The 18,454-nt window shown below is 64.4% G+C and carries 18 protein-coding genes; 3 read left to right on the top strand and 15 right to left on the bottom strand.

Annotated elements, in window-relative coordinates:
* Positions 1 to 21: 21 nt before the first annotated feature.
* The 5 genes from DWY05_RS10100 to larC all read right to left on the bottom strand — a co-directional run bounded on the left by DWY05_RS10100 (position 22) and on the right by larC (position 4,402).
* The gene (locus DWY05_RS10100) at positions 22 to 786 is read right to left on the bottom strand and encodes a septum formation initiator family protein (RefSeq protein ID WP_233504017.1); all 765 of its coding nucleotides are present in this window, start codon (positions 784 to 786) and stop codon (positions 22 to 24) included.
* 185 nt (positions 787 to 971) lie between these two features.
* On the bottom strand, positions 972 to 2,261 hold the full coding sequence (gene eno, locus DWY05_RS05355; RefSeq protein WP_117820928.1) for a phosphopyruvate hydratase: 1,290 nt from the start codon (positions 2,259 to 2,261) through the stop codon (positions 972 to 974).
* 187 nt (positions 2,262 to 2,448) lie between these two features.
* Positions 2,449 to 3,309, bottom strand: a complete 861-nt coding sequence (mazG, locus tag DWY05_RS05350; protein WP_117820929.1) for a nucleoside triphosphate pyrophosphohydrolase — start codon at positions 3,307 to 3,309, stop codon at positions 2,449 to 2,451.
* 2 nt (positions 3,310 to 3,311) lie between these two features.
* Positions 3,312 to 3,860, bottom strand: a complete 549-nt coding sequence (gene yfcE, locus DWY05_RS05345; protein WP_117807773.1) for a phosphodiesterase — start codon at positions 3,858 to 3,860, stop codon at positions 3,312 to 3,314.
* Positions 3,861 to 3,916: 56 nt separating this feature from the next.
* The gene (gene larC / locus DWY05_RS05340; protein ID WP_117820930.1) at positions 3,917 to 4,402 is read right to left on the bottom strand and encodes a nickel insertion protein; all 486 of its coding nucleotides are present in this window, start codon (positions 4,400 to 4,402) and stop codon (positions 3,917 to 3,919) included.
* A 383-nt stretch (positions 4,403 to 4,785) separates the two neighbouring features.
* Between larC and DWY05_RS05335 the strand changes: the two genes are divergently transcribed.
* The 3 genes from DWY05_RS05335 (at position 4,786) to DWY05_RS05325 (ending at position 9,802) form a co-directional block, all read left to right on the top strand.
* A complete protein-coding gene (locus DWY05_RS05335; RefSeq protein WP_117820931.1) occupies positions 4,786 to 8,352 on the top strand; it encodes an ATP-binding cassette domain-containing protein in 3,567 nt (1,188 codons plus the stop codon).
* Complete coding sequence (locus DWY05_RS05330) at positions 8,352 to 8,771, top strand: nitrous oxide-stimulated promoter family protein (protein WP_117820932.1); 420 nt, start codon at positions 8,352 to 8,354, stop codon at positions 8,769 to 8,771. The genes DWY05_RS05335 and DWY05_RS05330 overlap by 1 nt, the downstream gene beginning before the upstream one ends.
* 119 nt (positions 8,772 to 8,890) lie before the next feature.
* Complete coding sequence (locus DWY05_RS05325) at positions 8,891 to 9,802, top strand: PHP domain-containing protein (protein ID WP_117820934.1); 912 nt, start codon at positions 8,891 to 8,893, stop codon at positions 9,800 to 9,802.
* 27 nt (positions 9,803 to 9,829) lie between these two features.
* Here the strand turns inward: DWY05_RS05325 and hisE are convergent, their stop codons facing one another.
* The 10 genes from hisE to hisG all read right to left on the bottom strand — a co-directional run bounded on the left by hisE (position 9,830) and on the right by hisG (position 18,139).
* On the bottom strand, positions 9,830 to 10,147 hold the full coding sequence (gene hisE, locus DWY05_RS05320; RefSeq protein ID WP_117583614.1) for a phosphoribosyl-ATP diphosphatase: 318 nt from the start codon (positions 10,145 to 10,147) through the stop codon (positions 9,830 to 9,832).
* Between the two features lie 15 nt (positions 10,148 to 10,162).
* On the bottom strand, positions 10,163 to 10,390 hold the full coding sequence (locus tag DWY05_RS05315) for a hypothetical protein (protein WP_117820935.1): 228 nt from the start codon (positions 10,388 to 10,390) through the stop codon (positions 10,163 to 10,165).
* Positions 10,387 to 10,728, bottom strand: coding sequence for a phosphoribosyl-AMP cyclohydrolase (gene hisI / locus DWY05_RS05310; protein ID WP_117820937.1), 342 nt, complete (start codon positions 10,726 to 10,728; stop codon positions 10,387 to 10,389). The genes DWY05_RS05315 and hisI overlap by 4 nt, the downstream gene beginning before the upstream one ends.
* Positions 10,729 to 10,875: 147 nt before the next feature.
* Positions 10,876 to 11,658 (bottom strand): imidazole glycerol phosphate synthase subunit HisF, encoded by a 783-nt coding sequence (gene hisF, locus DWY05_RS05305; protein ID WP_117820939.1) that lies wholly within the window; start codon positions 11,656 to 11,658, stop codon positions 10,876 to 10,878.
* Positions 11,659 to 11,661: 3 nt separating this feature from the next.
* Positions 11,662 to 12,405: a HisA/HisF-related TIM barrel protein gene (locus tag DWY05_RS05300; protein WP_117820940.1), complete on the bottom strand. Its 744-nt coding sequence runs from the start codon at positions 12,403 to 12,405 to the stop codon at positions 11,662 to 11,664.
* Positions 12,402 to 13,097, bottom strand: a complete 696-nt coding sequence (locus DWY05_RS05295) for an imidazole glycerol phosphate synthase subunit HisH (protein WP_117743682.1) — start codon at positions 13,095 to 13,097, stop codon at positions 12,402 to 12,404. The genes DWY05_RS05300 and DWY05_RS05295 overlap by 4 nt, the downstream gene beginning before the upstream one ends.
* A 79-nt stretch (positions 13,098 to 13,176) precedes the next feature.
* Positions 13,177 to 13,764, bottom strand: a complete 588-nt coding sequence (hisB, locus tag DWY05_RS05290; RefSeq protein WP_117820942.1) for an imidazoleglycerol-phosphate dehydratase HisB — start codon at positions 13,762 to 13,764, stop codon at positions 13,177 to 13,179.
* Positions 13,765 to 14,880, bottom strand: a complete 1,116-nt coding sequence (gene hisC, locus DWY05_RS05285) for a histidinol-phosphate transaminase (RefSeq protein WP_199409575.1) — start codon at positions 14,878 to 14,880, stop codon at positions 13,765 to 13,767.
* A gap of 1 nt (position 14,881) precedes the next feature.
* Positions 14,882 to 16,318, bottom strand: a complete 1,437-nt coding sequence (gene hisD, locus DWY05_RS05280) for a histidinol dehydrogenase (protein WP_117820945.1) — start codon at positions 16,316 to 16,318, stop codon at positions 14,882 to 14,884.
* 105 nt (positions 16,319 to 16,423) lie between these two features.
* A complete protein-coding gene (gene hisG, locus DWY05_RS05275; protein ID WP_117820946.1) occupies positions 16,424 to 18,139 on the bottom strand; it encodes an ATP phosphoribosyltransferase in 1,716 nt (571 codons plus the stop codon).
* Positions 18,140 to 18,454: the final 315 nt, after the last annotated feature.

Genomic DNA, 18,454 nt, shown 5'->3' with positions numbered 1-18,454 from the left:
TCCCCTCCGGGCGTTACTCGCCTACTCGCCGCTGGACGCGACCGTCTGACCCTCGACGCCGTTAAATCCAAACAGCATGTCGAGCGTCTGAATGTACCACGGCGCGTCCTTGCCGACTTCTTCGATCTCCTTGGCCACCTCGCTGGCCTTCTTGGCGTTCGACGACTTCTTTTCAGCCGACGACGAGTCCGAATCGCCATCCAGGCCCAAGACATCAATCCTAGTCTCGCCAGGCATTACCAGGCCCAGGTCCTCGGACGCCGCATCCTTGATGCCCTCCTCCGAGAGCAGCTTGTCGACGCTTTTTTGCAGCTCGTCGTTATATTGCTCGCGAATTTCGACCTGCTTGGCCAAGATATCACTCGAACGCTTAGCCACGTACAGGTCGCGTACGGGAAAATACAGGCTCACGAGCGCCAGCGCCACCACGATACCGATAAACAGCAGGCGCAGAGAGCCATGCGTAAAGTCATAGATCGCCTTGACCACCGCATTGTCGTTGGCGTAGCGCATAAAGTCCGCGCCCGAAAGACGGCTCGAAGGTCTGCTCGATTTGTCGTGCGTCTGGGCCGAGGGACGCGACGAATGCGGCGAACGTGTCGGACGTACTGGTCCATCTGTCGAAGTATTCACTTGAGCATTGGGACGCGAGATACTTGTCGGGCGCTGCGTGGAGCGGTCGGCGCCGGCGTAGGCGGACCCACCGAGCTGCACCGTGCGCGCAGGGCGAGGCGACGGCTCGCGCGAACCGGCGGAATAGTGCCTGTTGTCGTAAATCTGATCCATGTGCGCCTTGTGCGGTTGAGGTTTGTTTGCGCTAAGTCCTTTAGTTATAGCACGAGCATGCGCACCGCCTTCGCCAGCCTTTGCTCGACATAAAAAAGGCGCTGAGCCGTGTGGCCCAGCGCCCAATGGCGGCCATCAGAAGTGGAGCGGAGCCGAGTCAACCCCGCCCCGCGAGCACCGCTTGTTTAGCGAATGTTGTAAAACGCGGTCTTGCCGGCGTAGCGCGCGCTGCCCTCAAGCTCGTCCTCGATGCGGATGAGCTGGTTGTACTTGGCGATACGGTCGCTGCGGCACGGAGCGCCCGACTTGATCTGACCAGCGTTGACGCCCACGACCAGGTCGGCAATCGTGGAGTCCTCGGTCTCGCCGGAGCGGTGGCTCACGATGCACGCATAGCCGGCCTCCTTGGCGGTCTCGATGGCCTCGAGCGACTCGGTGAGCGTGCCGATCTGGTTGACCTTGACCAGAATCGCGTTGGCGGCGCCCAGTTCAATGCCCTTCTTAAGGCGCTCGGTGTTGGTGACAAACAAGTCGTCGCCCACCAGCTGCACCTTGTTGCCAATACGACGGGTAAGCTCGACCCAACCGTCCCAATCCTCCTCGGCCATGCCGTCTTCGATGGAGATGATGGGATAGGTGTCGACAAGCTTCTCCCAGTAATCAACCATCTGGGCGCTCGTGTACTCCACACCCTCGCCCTTGAGCTCGTACATGCCGGTCTCGGCGTTGTAGAACTCGGTCGAGGCCGGATCCATGGCGTACATGAAGTCGACGCCGGGCTTAAAGCCGGCCTTCTCCACGGCCTTGGTGATGTACTCGAACGGCTCGGCGTTGGTCTTAAGGTTGGGGGCAAAGCCGCCCTCGTCGCCCACGCCGCCGCCCAGGCCGGCCTCGTGCAGCACGCCCTTGAGGGTGTGGTAGACCTCGGCGCACCAACGCAGGCCCTCGGCAAAGCTCGGGGCGCCCACCGGCATGATCATGAACTCCTGGAAGTCGACGTTATTGTCGGCATGCACGCCGCCGTTGAGGATGTTCATCATGGGTGTGGGCAGCAGGTGGGCGTTGACGCCGCCCAGGTACTGGTACAGCGACAGACCCGCCGACTCGGCAGCGGCGCGGGCAACGGCCAGCGACACGCCCAGGATGGCGTTGGCACCGAGCCTGGTCTTGTTGGGGGTACCGTCCGCGGCAATCAGCGCGGCATCGACGGCGCGCTGGTCGAAGGCGTCGAGGCCCACGACGGCGTTAGCGCACTCGTTGTTGACGTGCTCGACGGCCTGCGAAACGCCCTTGCCCAGGTAGCGGCCCTTGTCGCCATCGCGCAGCTCGCAGGCCTCAAAGGCGCCGGTCGAAGCGCCCGAAGGCACCATTGCGCGGCCGAAGCTGCCGTCCTCGAGCACGACCTCGACCTCGACGGTGGGATTGCCGCGGCTGTCGAGCACCTCACGACCGTAGACGTCCAAAATATCGCTCATGTTGTCTCCCTCTCACTTGGAAACGTAGTGGATGCAAGCGACTGGCCGACTGCGCACCGTCGGTGCGCCTCCGTAAGTTAGCCGTCGCACTTTTTGCATTATGCCCTAAGTTAGCCGAAGGATACAATTGTTTTTCGAATTATTTAGCGGGAACGATGAGGCATGTCAGCCCGTCGTTCCCGCAGTCTTACTCCTCCGCCTTGGCGGCATCCCAGAGGTCGTTGAGGCCGTGGGTCGAAAGCTCGGCAAGATCCACGTGAACGTCGGCTGCCATCTGCTCCATCGCGGCCCAGCGGCGGCGGAACTTTGCCGTACTGGCGCGCAGGGCACTCTCGGCGTCAATCCCCTCCTTGCGCGCAACGTTGACCAGGGCAAAGAGCAGGTCGCCAAACTCCATCTCGCGCTCGGGCGAGCCGGGCTCCTCGGCCTCAAACTCGGCACGCTCCCCGGCAACCTCGTCCCACACATCCTGGACCGTCTCCCACTCAAAGCCCACGGCCGCTGCTTTGCGCGACACCTTCTGCGCCTGCATCAATGCCGGCAGATGCGTGGGCACGCCGTCGAGCAGGCCCTCGGGTACCGCCTCGCCTGCTGCCACGGCCTTGTCCTTGACGGCCTTCTCGGCAAGCTTGACCTCGTCCCAGATCTTGAGCACCTCGTCGGAGTTCTCGGCATCCACGTCGCCAAACACGTGCGGGTGGCGGCGGATGAGTTTGGCGTCGATATCGCGTGCCACATCGGCCAGCGTAAACTCACCGGCGTCCGCCGCAATCTGCGCATGCAGCACGACCTGCATGAGCACATCGCCCAGCTCCTCACGCAGGTGTGCCGCGTCGTCGGCCTCAATGCAGTCGAGCGCCTCGTAGGCTTCCTCGATCATGTTCTTGCCGATGCTCTGATGCGTCTGTTCGCGGTCCCACGGGCAGCCATCGGGCTGACGCAGGCGCCAGATGGTCTGCACCAGATGCTGCAGCTCGGCCGACGCATCTACCAGCGTCGACAGGTCGCGCGAACCCTCGGCATTTTGCTGAGCCATATGCTGCGCCATGGTTATTCCTCCTCCAGGATCACGTGACGGAACGCGCCGCCCTCATAGATACCGTAGCTGTGCGTACCGTCCTTGGGAATGCTCACGCTGCCGGGATTGAACAGCCACAGGCCCGGGTGCGCCTCGCTTGCCTCGTTAACCTTGATATGCGTGTGACCGTAGACGAGCGCGGAGCCCTCGGGCAGCGCAGGCGCGTGGTCGACGCTGTTGTGCATGCCGGCGCCAAAGACATGGCCATGCGTCAGGAACAGCTCGCGGCCGGCCTCGTCGAACAGCGTGGCGTAGTCTGCCATGACGGGAAAGTCGAGCACCATCTGGTCAACCTCGGCGTCACAGTTGCCGCGCACCGCGATGATGCGGTCGGCCAGGGCGTTGAGCAGCGGAATCACGCGCTTGGGGGCGTAATCGCGCGGCAGGTCGTTACGCGGGCCGTGATAGAGCAGGTCGCCCAGCAGCACGATGCGGTCGGGCTGCTCGGACTCGATGGCAGTGCACAGGCGCTCGGCCCAATATGCCGAGCCGTGGATGTCGGAGGCGATGAGACATTTCATGGGAAGTCCTTTCGGGTGGGGTTGATGGGGCCGGGCGTGGCGTGCCACCGGCCGCGTTACTCAAATCGCAGTGCCGCGGCTTGGGCCGTCTGCATCACGCGTTGGAGCGGCACGTTGTGCTCACGGGCAAGGCGGGCGCAGTCCTCGTACTCGGGCGCCGCGCGCTCGCTGCCATCGGGCAGGGTGGCTACCTTAACGGACACCTCGCCCCAAGGCGTTGCGACCTGCTCAAAGCGACGCGGCAGACAAACGCGCTCCATGACCTGGCGCCGGATGCCATTAGTCGTGGTTTCCAAAAAGATAATCGTCTGCAGGCGCTCGATATCCTCATGCGAGCAGATCACCTGCAGCTGCCAGCCGGGACGGCCTTTCTTGCAGTAGAGGGGCAGCCAGTGTACCTCGCGCGCACCCGCCTCGCGCAGGCGATCGGCGGCGTAGGCGAGCACCTCGGGTGACGCGTCGTCGATGTCGCATTCCAGCTTGACGATGGTTTCGGGCGCATCGGTCTCGCGGGACAGCGGAGATGTACTTCCACGTTGCATACGGTCCGGATCCTTTCCGCACGGGCTCGTTTTGTTCACCCAAACGCTAGCACATCGGACGTGGCACAGGCGTGACTTTCGTCCGTCGTCACCCTCGCCCTCATCCAAACATGTACGTCAGCCTCCAAACATGTCATTTTTTGTCGGTTTTGGAGGCTGACGTACACGTTTTGAAGCGGGGCCGCACACGATCAGAATTGCGCCCGCACTCCATCCACCACAAAGTTCGCCGCACTCAACAATTTTGAACTTTCTACGCAGTTCATCGGCTAAAAATTACCCTCGGCATACTTATCCGCTGCACGATGTTACTCTAGTTGCATTTGGCTAACTAAGCGGCTGCCGAGGACCCCGCCCGACACCGTTACGGCATAGGAGGTTTCATGTTCGAGAAGCGGCTCTTCTCCCTGGTTCCGCAGGCAACGCCCTACATTATGGCAAGTGTCCTGTTTAAGTGGATCGCACTCATGGCAAACATCACGGTGATGTGGGTGCTTGCGCGCATCTTGGGCGGCATCGTCACGGACGGTCTTTCCGCCGCGCTCGCCGTCGATGCCCTCGCACAGGCGGCCCTACCGCTCGCCGCCGCCATCATCGTGCGCGCCGCCTCCATCTACCTGGCCCAACGCGCCGGCGACAAGGCCGCGTTCGAGGCCGTCCGCCGCGTGCGCTCGCTCGTCTACGACAAGCTCACCGCACTCGGCCCCTCCTACACCGAGACCGTCCCCACCGCCGAGGCCGTCCAGACCAGCGTCGAGGGCGCCGCGCAACTCCAGGTGTACTTTGGCGGTTACCTGCCGCAGCTCTTCTTTGCCGGCTTGGCACCCATCACGCTGTTTGTACTGCTCGTGGGCCAGGCGGGTCTTCCCGCCGCGCTGCTGCTCGCCTGCGTTCCGGTCATCCCCGTCTCCATCATGATGGTCATGCGCAACGCCAAAAAGATCGGTGCCGAGTACTGGGGCAGCTATGTCGATCTGGGCGGCATGTTCCTGGAGGCCGTGCAGGGTCTCACCACCCTTAAGGTCTACCAGGCCGATCGCAGCTGGCACGAGCGCATCAACGCCGAGTCCGAGCGTTTCCGCACAGCGACCATGCGCCTGCTGGTGATGCAGCTGCGCTCCATTTGCGTTATGGACCTGGTCGTCTATATGGGCGCCGCGCTCGGCATTATCGTAGCCACGCTGCAGCTCGCCACGGGCAAGATTGGCTTTGAGGCTGCCTTCCTCATCGTCTTTCTGTCGCAGGAGTTCTTTTTGCCTATGCGCCGCTTGGGATCGCTGTTCCACACGGCCATGAACGGCATGGCCGCCTCGCGCCGCATGTTTGGCATTTTGGATACACCCGAGCCCGAGCGCGGCGATGTTGAGCTTGACGGTCGCGGCGATATCGAGCTCGCGGGCGTGAGTTATGCATACGGCGACCGCACGGTGCTGGGCAGCGCCAGCGTGACCATTGCGCACGGCTCGCTCGTGGCACTCGTGGGCGAAAGCGGCGGCGGCAAGTCCACGCTCGCGGGGATTATCGCGGGCCGCAAGGGTGCCTACCGTGGCAGCGTTCGCATTGGCGGCGTCGAGCTGCGCGATGCCACAGCTGCCTCACTCATGCGTGCCGTCACCCTGGTGCCCACCAACGGCTACCTGTTTGCCGGCACCCTGCGCGACAACCTGCTGCTTGCCCAGCCCGACGCCACCGACGCCGAGCTTTTGCGCGCGCTCGACCGCACGCGCGTGGCGGCCTTTGTGCAGGCCAACGGCGGGCTCGACATGGTGATTAACGAGGGCGGCACCAACCTTTCGGGCGGCCAGCGCCAGCGCGTATGCATGGCCCGCGCCCTGCTGCACGACTCGCCGATCTATGTCTTTGACGAGGCGACGAGCAATGTGGACGCCGCGAGCGAGGCCGCGATTGGCGAGGTCATCGCGTCGCTCGCCGGCGAGCACACTGTAATTGTGGTGGCACACCGCCTGTCGACGATCGTGGACGCCGACCGGATTCTGGTGCTGGAACGCGGTCGCATTGTCGAGCACGGGACTCACGGCGAGCTCTTGGCAACCGCGGGCGCCTATGCGCGCATGTGGAACAGCCAGGAGCAGCTCTCGGCATATGCGTATGCGGAGGATGATGCCGAGGATGCAGGCGCGGTTGAGGCTGTTGGCGGCAGTACTGCCTGTACCGATGGCCTCAACGGTGCCGGCTCGTCTTCCGCTACCGCGGCGCCTGACTCCGGCCGCGCCCGTCGCTCGGCGCCGTCCATCATGTGGCGCATGATGGGGCTCGTCCGACCGCTTGCCGGCTGGCTTGTGCTAGCCGTCGCGCTGGGCAGCATTGGCATGCTCACCGCCGCGTTCGTGCCGGCCTTTGGCGCCCTTGGCCTTATGTCGGCCCTGGGCCACAATGCCCTGGGCCTGGGCCTTGTCGCGGCATGCGTGGCCTGCGCCGTCTGTGGCATCGCACGCGGGCCGCTCCATTACGGCGAGCAGCTCTGCAACCACTACATCGCATTCCGTCTGCTCGCGCACATTCGCGACCTGGTGTTTGGCGCCCTGCGCCAGCTCGCCCCCGCCAAGCTCGAGGGCCGCGGCAAGGGCGAGCTCGTAAGCCTGGTCACCTCGGATATCGAACTGCTCGAGGTCTTCTACGCGCACACCATCTCGCCCATTGCCATCGCTCTGGTCTGCACCGTTGTGTTTGAGGGTTTTTTGCTGGCTGTGAGCCCCGAGCTCGCGGGCATCGCGCTCGTGGCCTACGCGGCCCTGGGCGTGCTGCTGCCCCTGACCTCGGCCAAGGCATGCGGCACCACCGGCCTCCAGAGCCGCGAGGGCGCCGGTAAGCTGGGTGCCTTTGTGCTCGACAGTCTACGCGGCGCGTCCGAGACTATCCAGTTTGCCGGTGGCGCCGATCGCAGCCGTGCCCTGGGCAAGCTGACCGAACAAGTCGGCGCCGTGGACGCGCGCCTCAAGCGCCGCCAGGCGGCCAGCGAGGCCGTAGCCGATACGCTTATTCTTGCGGCCAATTTGGTGATGCTCGGGCGTGCGCTGCAGCTGGTGGCTGCGGGAACGATTGACTTTGCCGCAGCGTTTGTCGCCGTCTTTACCTTTGTGTCGTCGTTTGGCTCGGTAATGGCCGTGAGCCGCCTGGGCGCCTCACTGCAGGAGACGCTCGCCTCGAGCGCACGCGTGCTCGATTTGCTCGACGAGCAACCCCAGTGCGCCGAGGTCGCCGACGGACAGGACGTTGAGTTTGCCGGCGCCGCAGCCGAGCATGTGAGCTTTAGCTATGCGGGCGGCGTGGACGCGGGCGGTGCCGACGCCACAGAGCAGGCCGCGAACGACCCCGCTTCGAGCCTCATCCTCGACGACGTGACCTGCACCTTTGCGCCCGGCACTATGACCTGCATCATGGGGCGCTCGGGCTCGGGCAAGTCGACGCTGCTTAAGCTGCTCATGCGTTTTTGGGACCCCGCAGCTGGCACCATCACGGTGAGTGGCGTCGACGCCCGCCACATCAACACGGCGAGCCTGCGCAGCCACGAGGCCTATATGACCCAGGACACACATCTGTTCTGCGGCACCGTACGCGAGAATCTGCTGGTTGCGCACGCCAGCGCCACCGATGCCGAGCTGCTCGACGCTTGCCGCTCCGCTTCGCTTACCGCCCTCATCGACCGCCTGCCGCAGGGTCTCGACACGCCCGTTGCCGAGCTGGGCGACTCGCTTTCGGGCGGCGAGCGCCAGCGCATCGGCCTTGCGCGCATCTTCCTCAACGACGCGCCTTTCATCTTGCTCGACGAGCCCACCAGCGCACTTGACGCTCTCAACGAGGCAGCCGTAATGCAGGCCGTTGACGAGCTCAAGCGCCGCGGCAAGACCATTGTGCTCGTAAGCCACCGTGCCAGCACCTGCGCGTTTGCCGATTTCTCGCTTTCGGTCGAGCACGGGAGGCTGAGCTAATGGCACGCCCGGTCGACACACCGGAGCTGGCACGCAAACGCGAGCGCGAGGCCCAAATGGTGTCGCAGATGATTGCGCTGTGGTGCCGCGGGCATCATGGCGGCGGGCATGCGGTCGAGCAGGCTGGCGACGATGAGCCCGTGCGCGTGAAGCTAGGCCTTCGGACCATTACGCTCTGCCCCGAATGCGCCGAGCTGCAGAAATACGCCATCGCGCGCATTGAGCACTGCCCGCACATGGGCACCAAGACATTTTGCTCGGCCTGTCCTTCGCATTGTTACCGGCCCGCCATGCGCGAGAAGATCCGCAAGGTCATGCGCTGGTCGGGACCGCGTATGATCCGCTATCGCCCCATCACCGCCGTGCGGCACGCGATGGTAACGGTGCAGGCCAAACGCGTGGCGGCACAAAGCAAGTAGTCGCCGGCGCCGGCACGCGCTGCCTGCCCTTTCCAGTCGGTTTCGACCTGCAGCGTTCCCGCCGCGCCGAGGCTGCGCCATTACAATGGAACGGATTCGCCAAATGCAAAGGAGTCGCCATGCCCGCCTGCCCGCTGGTCGATTGCCACACCCATACTTCGTTTTCGGACGGCCACGCCTCGTTCGAGGACAACGTCCGCGCCGCTACCGCTGCCGGATGCCGCGTCATGGTCTCGACCGACCACCTCACCCTGCCCGCCAGCATGGATGCTAACTGCGAGGTGCAGGTCGTCGAGGGCGACTTGCCGGCACATCGTCTGGCCTTTGAGGACGCCCGCAAACTCGCCGCGCAGATTGCGCCGGAGCTCACCTTTATCTACGGTTTTGAATGCGATTGGTACGAGGGCTGCGAACCCTTGGTTGAGCGCTGGGCCCAGGGCGCCGTGGTGCGCTTGGGCAGCGTGCATTGGATTGGCGACCCGGGCGACATTGCGGCAGGTGCCGCGGGCACGGCAGGGACAGAGGGCGTCGCGCGCCCCGATACGCCCGATTCGCTTTGTGGCTGGATCGACGACGATACCAACCTGCATGTTTGGGAAAACTTAGGCGTACGCGGCGTGTGGGAGCGCTATATCGATGACTGGTGCCGAGCCTGCGAGAGCCCGCTCAACTTTGATGTGATGGCTCACCCCGACCTAGTCATGCGCTTTTCGAAGGAAGGCTTTGCGCCCGACTTTGACCCCGCGCCGTTTTGGCAGCAGATGGCCGAGTGCGCGCACGATACGGGTCGCCGCGTTGAGATCTCGACGGCCGCACCGCGCAAGGGCCTCGATGACTACTATCCCGCGACCGGCCTTTTACGTCACTTTGTCCACGCCGAGGTGCCGATCACTTTTGGCTCGGACGCGCACCGCGCCTGCGACATCTGCTGGAACATTCGCGAGGCTCAGGCCCACGCCTACGACTGCGGTTATCGAACCCTCGACATCCCCCACCTCACCGGAGAATGGGAGTCCACGCCCCTCGCCTAACTGGTCGTTTAAGAACGTCCCCAATAACTAGTGGCGGCGGGCGTTGAGTTCGCCGGCCAGCTCGTCGAGGGTAATGCCGTAGCGCTCGAGCGTCACGAGCAGGTGGTAGATCAGGTCGCCGGCCTCGTAGCGAATGTGATCGTGGTCGTTATCCTTGCAGGCCATGATCACCTCGCTCGCCTCCTCGGCAAGCTTCTTGAGCAGCTCGTCCTCGACGTCGGTCAGCAGACGGGCGGTGTAGCTCTCCTGTGGCGACGCATCGCGACGACCGTGAATCACCTCGGCTAGTCCCGTCAGCGTCTCGCCGATATTTCCCGGCTGCACGTTAGCTGTTCTGACTCCCATGGTTATTTCCTCTCGTTACTGCAGCGTAAAGTAAGTACCGGTCTCATCGAACCGAAGCTTTGCGCCCTTTTTCCCAAAGAATTCAACGATGACGGCATGGGCCTCATCGAGCCTTTCCTTCTCGGCCTCGAGCCAAAGCGACTGCGCCCCGCAGGCATCGGTCAGGTGCACGCGGCACGGCACGCCCGCGCGGAGGAGTTCGGCGTTGCAGTCGGCGACTTCGAACGGCGTCACGACCTTCATCGTGTTCCCCCCTTTACGCGCTTAAAGAAGCAGGTACGGTTGCCGGTATGGCAGGCCGGGCCCGGCGAGTCCACCTTGACCAGCAGCGTATCGCTATCGCAGTCGGCCCAGAGCTCCTTGACCTCCTGCATGTTGCCACTCGTCGCGCCCTTGTTCCAGAGCTCCTGACGGCTGCGACTCCAAAACCACGTGGTCCCGGTCTTGAGCGTCAGCCCCACCGATTCCTCGTTCATCCAAGCAACCATAAGCACCTCGCCAGTGTCATACTGCTGAACCACACAAGGAATCAGCCCGTGGGCGTCGTATTTAAGATCAGCAGCTTCTACTACCTCAGTCATCATTTCTCCCAAGTAATAACAGTAAGCCCCACAGGTCGGCGAGGGTTGTCCAGGTGCCGCAGGTTGCCGCGAAAGAGGAGCGACGCGTACTTTGTACGCGAGCGACGGTTTGAGCGGCAAGATGCGGTGCCTGGGCAAGCCGCAGCGCTAGAAGTCCAACCTGACAGGGATGCCCTGCGAGGCCATGTACTCCTTCACCTGGCGAATGCTGAAGGTTCCAAAGTGAAAGACGCTCGCCGCCAGCACGGCATCGGCCTCGCCCTCGATCACACCCTCGGCGAAATGCTCGAGCGTGCCCACGCCGCCGCTTGCGATCACCGGGATCGGCACCGCGCGCGCCACGGCGCGGGTGAGTGCCAGGTCGAAGCCAGCCTTGGTGCCGTCGCGATCCATGCTGGTGAGCAAGATCTCACCGGCGCCGCGACGAGCCGCTTCCTCGGCCCACGCCACCGCATCGATACCCGTGGCGTTACGGCCGCCCGCGGTAAAGACCTCCCACTTGTCGGCTCCCGGCTCACCGGGCAAACCAACACGCTTGGCATCGATCGCCACGACCACGGCCTGGCTGCCAAATGCAGCGGCAGCTTGGCTGACCAGCGACGGATCGCGCACGGCAGCAGAGTTGAGCGACACCTTATCGGCACCGGCAGCCACCATGGTTCGCATGCCCGCCAGGTCACGAAAACCGCCGCCCACGGTATAGGGAATGGCCAGCTCCTCGGCCGCATGCGCCGCCATCTCAATGGTCGTCGCACGGTTATCGCTCGTCGCAGTGATGTCCAGGAACACGACTTCGTCCGCGCCCTCGCGGTCGTAGGCGCGCGCCAGCTCCACCGGATCGCCCGCATCGCGCAGGCTCACAAAGTTGACGCCCTTGACCACGCGGCCGTCCTTAACGTCCAGACAGGGAATCACACGCTTGGTAAGCATGGGTTACTCCTCCCCTCGGGCGGCGGCCAGCGCCTGTGCCAGCGTAAAGTTGCCCTCGTAGAGTGCGCGACCGGTGATCGCACCCTCAATAGCATCCTCACCCACCGCGGCAAGCGCGCAGATATCGTCGAGTGTCGAGATGCCACCCGAAGCCACGACGGGAAAACCCGCGACCTCGGCCACATGGCGATACGCCGCCACGTCGATGCCCGTCTGCATGCCATCGCGCGCGATGTCGGTGTACACCAAATGCTTAAAGCCCAACTCGGAAAGCTGCGCCACCGCATCATCGAGCGCCACGCCCGCGCCATCGCGCCAGCCGTTCACCTTGACCTGGCCGTCACGGGCGGCGATGTCTGCCACCAGCAGCTCGCCAAAGCCGCGCGCTGCCACCTCGGCAAAACCCGGCTCGGTCACCAGCACGGTCCCCAGCGCAATACGGCGCGCGCCATAGCCGGCCAGCTCGTCGATGCGTGCGAGCGAGCGGACGCCGCCGCCCACGTCCACGGACAGACCGTCGACGCCGCAGATAGCCTTGATCGCCGTCGAGTTGGCAGCGCATGCGTCCTCGTCCTCGCCAAAGGCAGTGGACAGGTCGACGACATGCACCCAGTTCGCACCTTGCTCGGCAAAGGAGCGGGCAACGGCCACGGGGTCGTCGGAATATACCTTGCAGCGGCTGCGATCGCCGCGCTCCAAGCGCACGACCTTGCCGCCGATCAGATCGATTGCGGGGAACAGGATCATCGGCCGGCCTCCTCGACGATGTTGACGAAGTTCTTAAGGATGCGCTGTCCCAGCGCGGAGGATTTCTCGGGATGGAACTGGCAGCCCCACACGTTGCCGTGACGCACGATGCACGGGAAGCTCCGCGTGTAGTGCGTGCGCGCCAGAACATCGGCGGCATCGACATCGTCGGCCACCGCATAGCTGTGGGTGAAGTACATGTTGGCGCCCTCGGCAAAACCGGCGAGCAACGGATCGGCCGCGCCGGCGGGCGTCATGTGCACCTGGTCCCAGCCCACGTGCGGCACCTTCAGGCGACTCGATTCCAAGCGCGTGCACGAGCCGCGCATAATGCCCAGGCCATCGACCCAGGGACCGCCAGCCTGCTCGGAGGCATCGTCGTCCGCGCCCTCGTCCGCCGGCACGCCCTCGTCGCCGCGTTCAAAAAACAGCTGAAGGCCCAAGCAGATGCCGAGCAGAGGAGTTCCGGCGGCAACGGCGTCAAGCACGGCCGCCTCCTCGCCGCTCTGGCGCATAAAGGCGATCGCGTCATAGAACGCGCCCACGCCCGGGATGACCAAGCCGTCGGCGTTGCGGATCTGCTCCGGATCGTCCGATGTGCAGGCAGCGGCACCGGCGCGCGCAAGCCCGCGCACGACGCTCGACAAGTTGCCCTTGTGGTAGTCGACCACCACGATCTTCGGTTCGCCCACGCGACCCTCCTTTTTCCATCATCCAAAACCACCACAAAGGGGACAGGCACCTTTGTGGTGGTTTCTGCCTATATGGCGGTTACAGTAAGCCCTTGGTGCTGGGGATTCCTTGGACGCGGGGATCAAGCTCGCAGGCGTGGCGCATCGTGCGTCCCACGGCCTTAAAGGCTGCCTCGATAATGTGATGCGAGTTGCCGCCCGCCAGCTCGCGCACATGCAGCGTGAGCTTAGCATCGCGCGCAAAGGCATAGAAGAACTCGACGGCCAGCTCGGTATCAAAGCTGCCCACGCGCTCGGTCGGCACGGGCAGATCGCAATAGGCCTGCCCGCGACCCGAGATATCAACGGCGGCCATCACGAGCGTCTCGTCCATGGCAATCGCCGCATCGGCAAAGCGCGTAATGCCCGCCTTGTCACCCAGTGCCTGGCAAAACGCCTCGCCCAGCACAATGCCCGTGTCCTCGACGGTGTGGTGCGCGTCGACCTCCACATCGCCCATCGCATGTACCGTCAAATCGAACAGGCCATGGCGGCCAAAGGCGTTGAGCATGTGGTCGAAAAACGGCACGCCGGTCGAGATATCGCACACGCCGGATCCGTCCAGATCGAGCCTAACGACAATGTCGGTCTCGCCCGTCTTGCGGGTCACCTCGACATAACGGCCCATCTACATCTCCTCCTTCACCAGCGCGGCAAACGCTGCCAGCACCTCGTCGTTTTCCTGCGGGGTACCCACGGTAATGCGCAGACAGTCCGCAAGCCCCGGCGCGTAGCTAAAGTCACGCACCAAAATCGAATACTCATCGCGCAGACGCTCGCGCACGCGCGTGGCGTGCGGCGTGCGCACGAGCACAAAGTTCGCCGCGCTCGGCCACGCCTCCACGGGCAGGCCCTCGGCAGCCATTGCGCGCAGGGCGCACAGCTCGCGCTCGCGCTCGGATACAACCTGTGCCACCACGGGCGCGTACGCATCGCGGGCACGCACGCAGGCAAGCGCCGCGGCCTGGCTCAGCACGCTGACTGAATAGATCTGGCGAATCGCCGCGAACACGTCAATAACCTCGGGTGACGCAATCACATAGCCCAGACGCGTGCCGGCGGCGCCGAACGCCTTGGACAGCGTATGCAGAATCACCAGGTTGGAATGCTCGGCGATAAGCCCTTGCGCCGTGGTGGCCGCGCCAAACGAATCGTCAGCAAACTCCACGTAGGCCTCGTCGACCATCACCATGCCGGGACACGCATCGCACAGAGCCGCGATAAAGTCGAGCGGCGCCACGTCGCCCGTGGGATTGTTGGGCGAGGTCACAATCGCCAGGTTGCACTCGGGCGCTGCCGCAAGCACGGCAGCCTGATCGAGCTCAAAGGTCACCGGATCGCGCCACACGTCGCGCACCTCGGTCTGGCAGAGCGACGCAAAGAACGCATACTCGCTAAAGCATGGCGGGCAGTTGAGCAGGGTCCGCCCCGCGCCGCCAAACGCCAGCAGGTAGTTATAGAGCAGCTCGTCGCCGCCGTTGCCCACGCAGATGTTCTCGCGTGCCACGCCATGCCAAGCGGCAAGCTCGTCGCGCAGCTCGTTGGACATGGGGTCGGGATAGCGGTTGAGCGGCGTGGCGGCGAGTGCCGCGTCGATCGCCTCGCGCACGCCAGCCGGCACGGGATAGGTGTTCTCGTTGGCCGAAAGGTTGATGCGCGTGGGCGTAAAGTTGGGATCGTAGGGCTCAATGCCGGCCAAGTAGGGCTGGACGAGTTCCTTCATGCGAGGCGTCAGCTCGGCCATATTAGGCCTCCCCGCCGGTCGCGTTAGCGCCATCCGCGCCCGCAGCCGCCAAGTCCACACCCTCGGCGACCGTCGCCGCGGCGTCGCCCGGCCAGGCAACCTTGGTCAGGTCGGCCGCCGCCAGCGACTCGGCGCTCACGGAATCCTCGCCCTGTTCCAGCACGCGACGACGCAGGGCGGCAGAAAGCGCGTGCGCCCACAGGCCCTCGGCCTCGGCCAAACGCTGCGTAGCGGGAGCGTCGGAGAGCAGGCCCTCGGGCGTATAGCAGATAACGCTTGAGCGCTTAACGAACTCCTCCACCGAAAGCGGGTTGGAGAACATGGCCGTGCCGCCGGTCGGCAGCGTGTGGTTGGGGCCGGCAACGTAATCGCCGAGCGGCTCGGAGCTCCAAGCGCCCACAAAGATGGCGCCGGCGTTGCGAATGCCGCCAAGCAGGCCCATTGCATCCTTGCAGTGCAGCTCCAGGTGCTCGGGCGCCACGGTGTTCACGGCCTCGACGGCGGCAGCCATATCGGCGGCCACCACGATGGTGCCCTCGTTGTCGAGCGAGGCGCGCGTAATCTCGGCACGCGGCGACTGCGCCACCAGAATGTCGATACCCGCCTCGACCTCGCGCGCAAACTGCTCGTCGCAGGTCACCAGATAGCAGGCGGCCAGCGGATCGTGCTCGGCCTGGGCCATCAGGTCGGCCGCGACCACCATGGGTTTGGCCGTGGCATCGGCCAGCACGCAAACCTCGGAGGGGCCGGCGACCATGTCGATGCCCACGTCGCCCGAGACAATCTGCTTGGCTGCGGCGACAAAGGCGTTGCCCGGTCCGGTGATCTTGTCGACACGCGGAATGGTCTCGGTACCGTACGCCAGCGCGGCCACGGCCTGGGCGCCGCCCACCATATAGATCTCGTCCACGCCGCCGAGCTTGGCCGCGGCGAGCGTATAGGGGCTGATCAGGCCGTCCTTTTGTGGCGGCGTCACCATGACCACGCGCTTAACGCCGGCCACCTTGGCAGGAATGGCGTTCATGAGCACGGTGGAGGGATACTGCGCGCGACCGCCCGGCACGTAGATGCCGGCCGCGGCAAGCGGGGTCACCTTAACGCCGAGCATCGTGCCGTCCGGGCGCGTGGTAAACCAGCTCTGCTCGACCTCGCGCTGGTGAAACTCACGGATCTGGCGCGCAGCCTTCTCGAGCGCGGCGACAAAGGCCGGGTCGAGGCCTTCGAGCGCAGCATCGATCTGCTCTTGCGGCAGACGAAAGCTTTGCAGCTCGACACCGTCAAAACGCTGGCAGTAATCGCGCACCGCAGCATCGCCGTTGGCACGCACGTTGGCCACGATATCGCGGGCGGCGTCGACGATGTTTTGCGGCAGCACACCCTTGCGGTTGAGCTGGTTGGTAACGAGGCGCTCACCGGGAGCAAGCTTGATGGTCTTCATATCGGTATCCCCTATCGGTCGAGGTTGCGTTTGGAAAACGAGATGCCGGGCAGCGGCACCAATCGGCCCGCAGTCCGGATATGGGGGCGCCCGTGCGCGCTCGCGCTATTGTGCCGAGCCCGCGACGGGCTCAAAATGCTTGTCCTTCACGGCAGCCGCCAGGCGATCGGCCAGGTTGCGAACGCGCGGATCCAGGCGCGCGGCACCCGGGTTGACGAAGAAGCGGGCCGTGCAGTCCATAATGCGGCCGGTGATGACCAGGTCGTTGTCGCGCAGCGTGGCGCCCGTGGCGGTGATATCCACGATGCGATCGGTCATACCGACGATGGGTCCCAGCTCGATGTTGCCGTGCAGCGAAACAATGTCGGCGTTCACGCCGCACTTGGCATACCAGGCACTCGCGATGCGCGGGTACTTGGTTGCCACGCGAAGCGAACCGCGGCGGGCATAGTTGCGCTCGGCCTGACCGGCGCGCCAAACGGGCTCAGCCTCAATAAAGGTGCACAGGCCGTAACCCAAATCGACCAGCTGCAGCAGGTTGAGGTCGGCCTCGATAAGCGAATCCCAGCCGCAGATGCCGCAATCGGCACCACCGCAGCCCACAAAAGCGGGCGCATCGCTGGGGCGCACGATGACAAACTCGATATCGCCGACCGCGCCCTCGCCGGCACGCGTATCGCGACCGCGCACGATCAGGTGACGGCCGGGGTCGCGCAGCTCGGAGACGTCCAGGCCCGCGGCCTCGAGCACGTCGAGCGTGTCGGCCTTAAGCGAGCCCTTGGGAACGGCGATGCGCAGCGGACCCTCGGCACCACGGCCCGCGGCGTGGTCGCCGTCGGAAGCGGCGTCCTCAGCCGAAGTGTGCGCGGCCTCCAGACGCTCGAGCGAAAAGGCAAATCCCGCCGCCGGTACCTCGATGCCATCGCCAAACGCGCCGGTAAAGATGGAGTCGTAGCGACCGCCCGAACCCACCGGATCGGGCAGGCCACCGGCATAGGCCTTAAAGACCAGGCCCGTGTAGTAATAAAAAGAGTTCATGATGGAGAAGTCGAAGGACAGCACCTGGGCGTCCTCGGGAGCCAGGCCCTCGACCAGGGCACGCAGCTCGCGTGTCAGCGGCGCGACGATACCGGCAGCTTCCAGCAGCGCATCCACACGGTCGAGTATCTCGGCACCGCCGTGCAAGCGCGGCAGCTCGCTAATGGCGGCCTTGACGGCCTCGGACTCGGCGCTTGCCGCCACGCGGGCATCGAGGCCCACAAAGTCATTGGCGTGCACGCAGCGCAGGGCCTCGGCAGCCAGCTCGCGATCCTCGCACGCCGCGAGCAGCTCCTTAAAAGGACGCACGCTACCTGCGATAATGCGCGCATCGGGCAACGCCAGCTTGCGCACGGCCTCGGCTACCAGCGAGACAATCTCGACATCGCCCGCGGCGTCGCCCGCACCGATGAGCTCAAAGCCCAGCTGCGTAAACTGACGCGAGCCGCCGGCATTGCGCTGGCACTCGCGAACCACCGGCGCCTCGTAGCGCAGGCGCAGGGGCAGGTCGGCCGCGCGCATGCGGGTCGAAACCAGGCGAACGATCGGCAGCGTGTTGTCGGGACGGACCACCAGCAGGCGACCGTCGTCATCAAAGAGCTTAAACGGCGTATCCGCGATGCGGCCGCCTTCCTCGAGCGAACCCTTGTCCTCGAGTAGCGGCGTCTCGACCGGCAGGTAATGATGCTCCCTAAAGCAGCCCTTCACCGTCAGCGCGATCTCCTCGCGCGCCTGAGCCTCCTCGGGCAATATGTCCCGGAATCCCCACGGTGTGGCCGTCATCTGGTGAGCCTCCTCATGCTGTGTTTCATATAGAACGAAAGACCGGCATAGCTCCGCCGGTCTTCTGGGTACTTTAGCATACTAGAGTGTTTGCGGGGAGAATCGTCCTCCTCGGCTCACACCGTATTCATTTGGAAACATAGGGCAAGCGGTTAGCAGCAGTCTCTTGTCACAACGCAAAAAGGGCGCCCGCGCAATTGCGGACGCCCTTGTGCAGGGTCGAGATATCAACCAGCCAAGATATCGGACCCGTGACCAGCTCTTAGTAGTCGAACTGGTGGTAGTAGCGGCGGTACTTGAGGTTGTGCTTGGTGA

The organism is Collinsella sp. AF23-4AC (assembly GCF_003462685.1).
Classification (GTDB): Bacteria; Actinomycetota; Coriobacteriia; order Coriobacteriales; family Coriobacteriaceae; genus Collinsella.
This window is presented reverse-complemented; position numbering and strand designations above follow the sequence as displayed.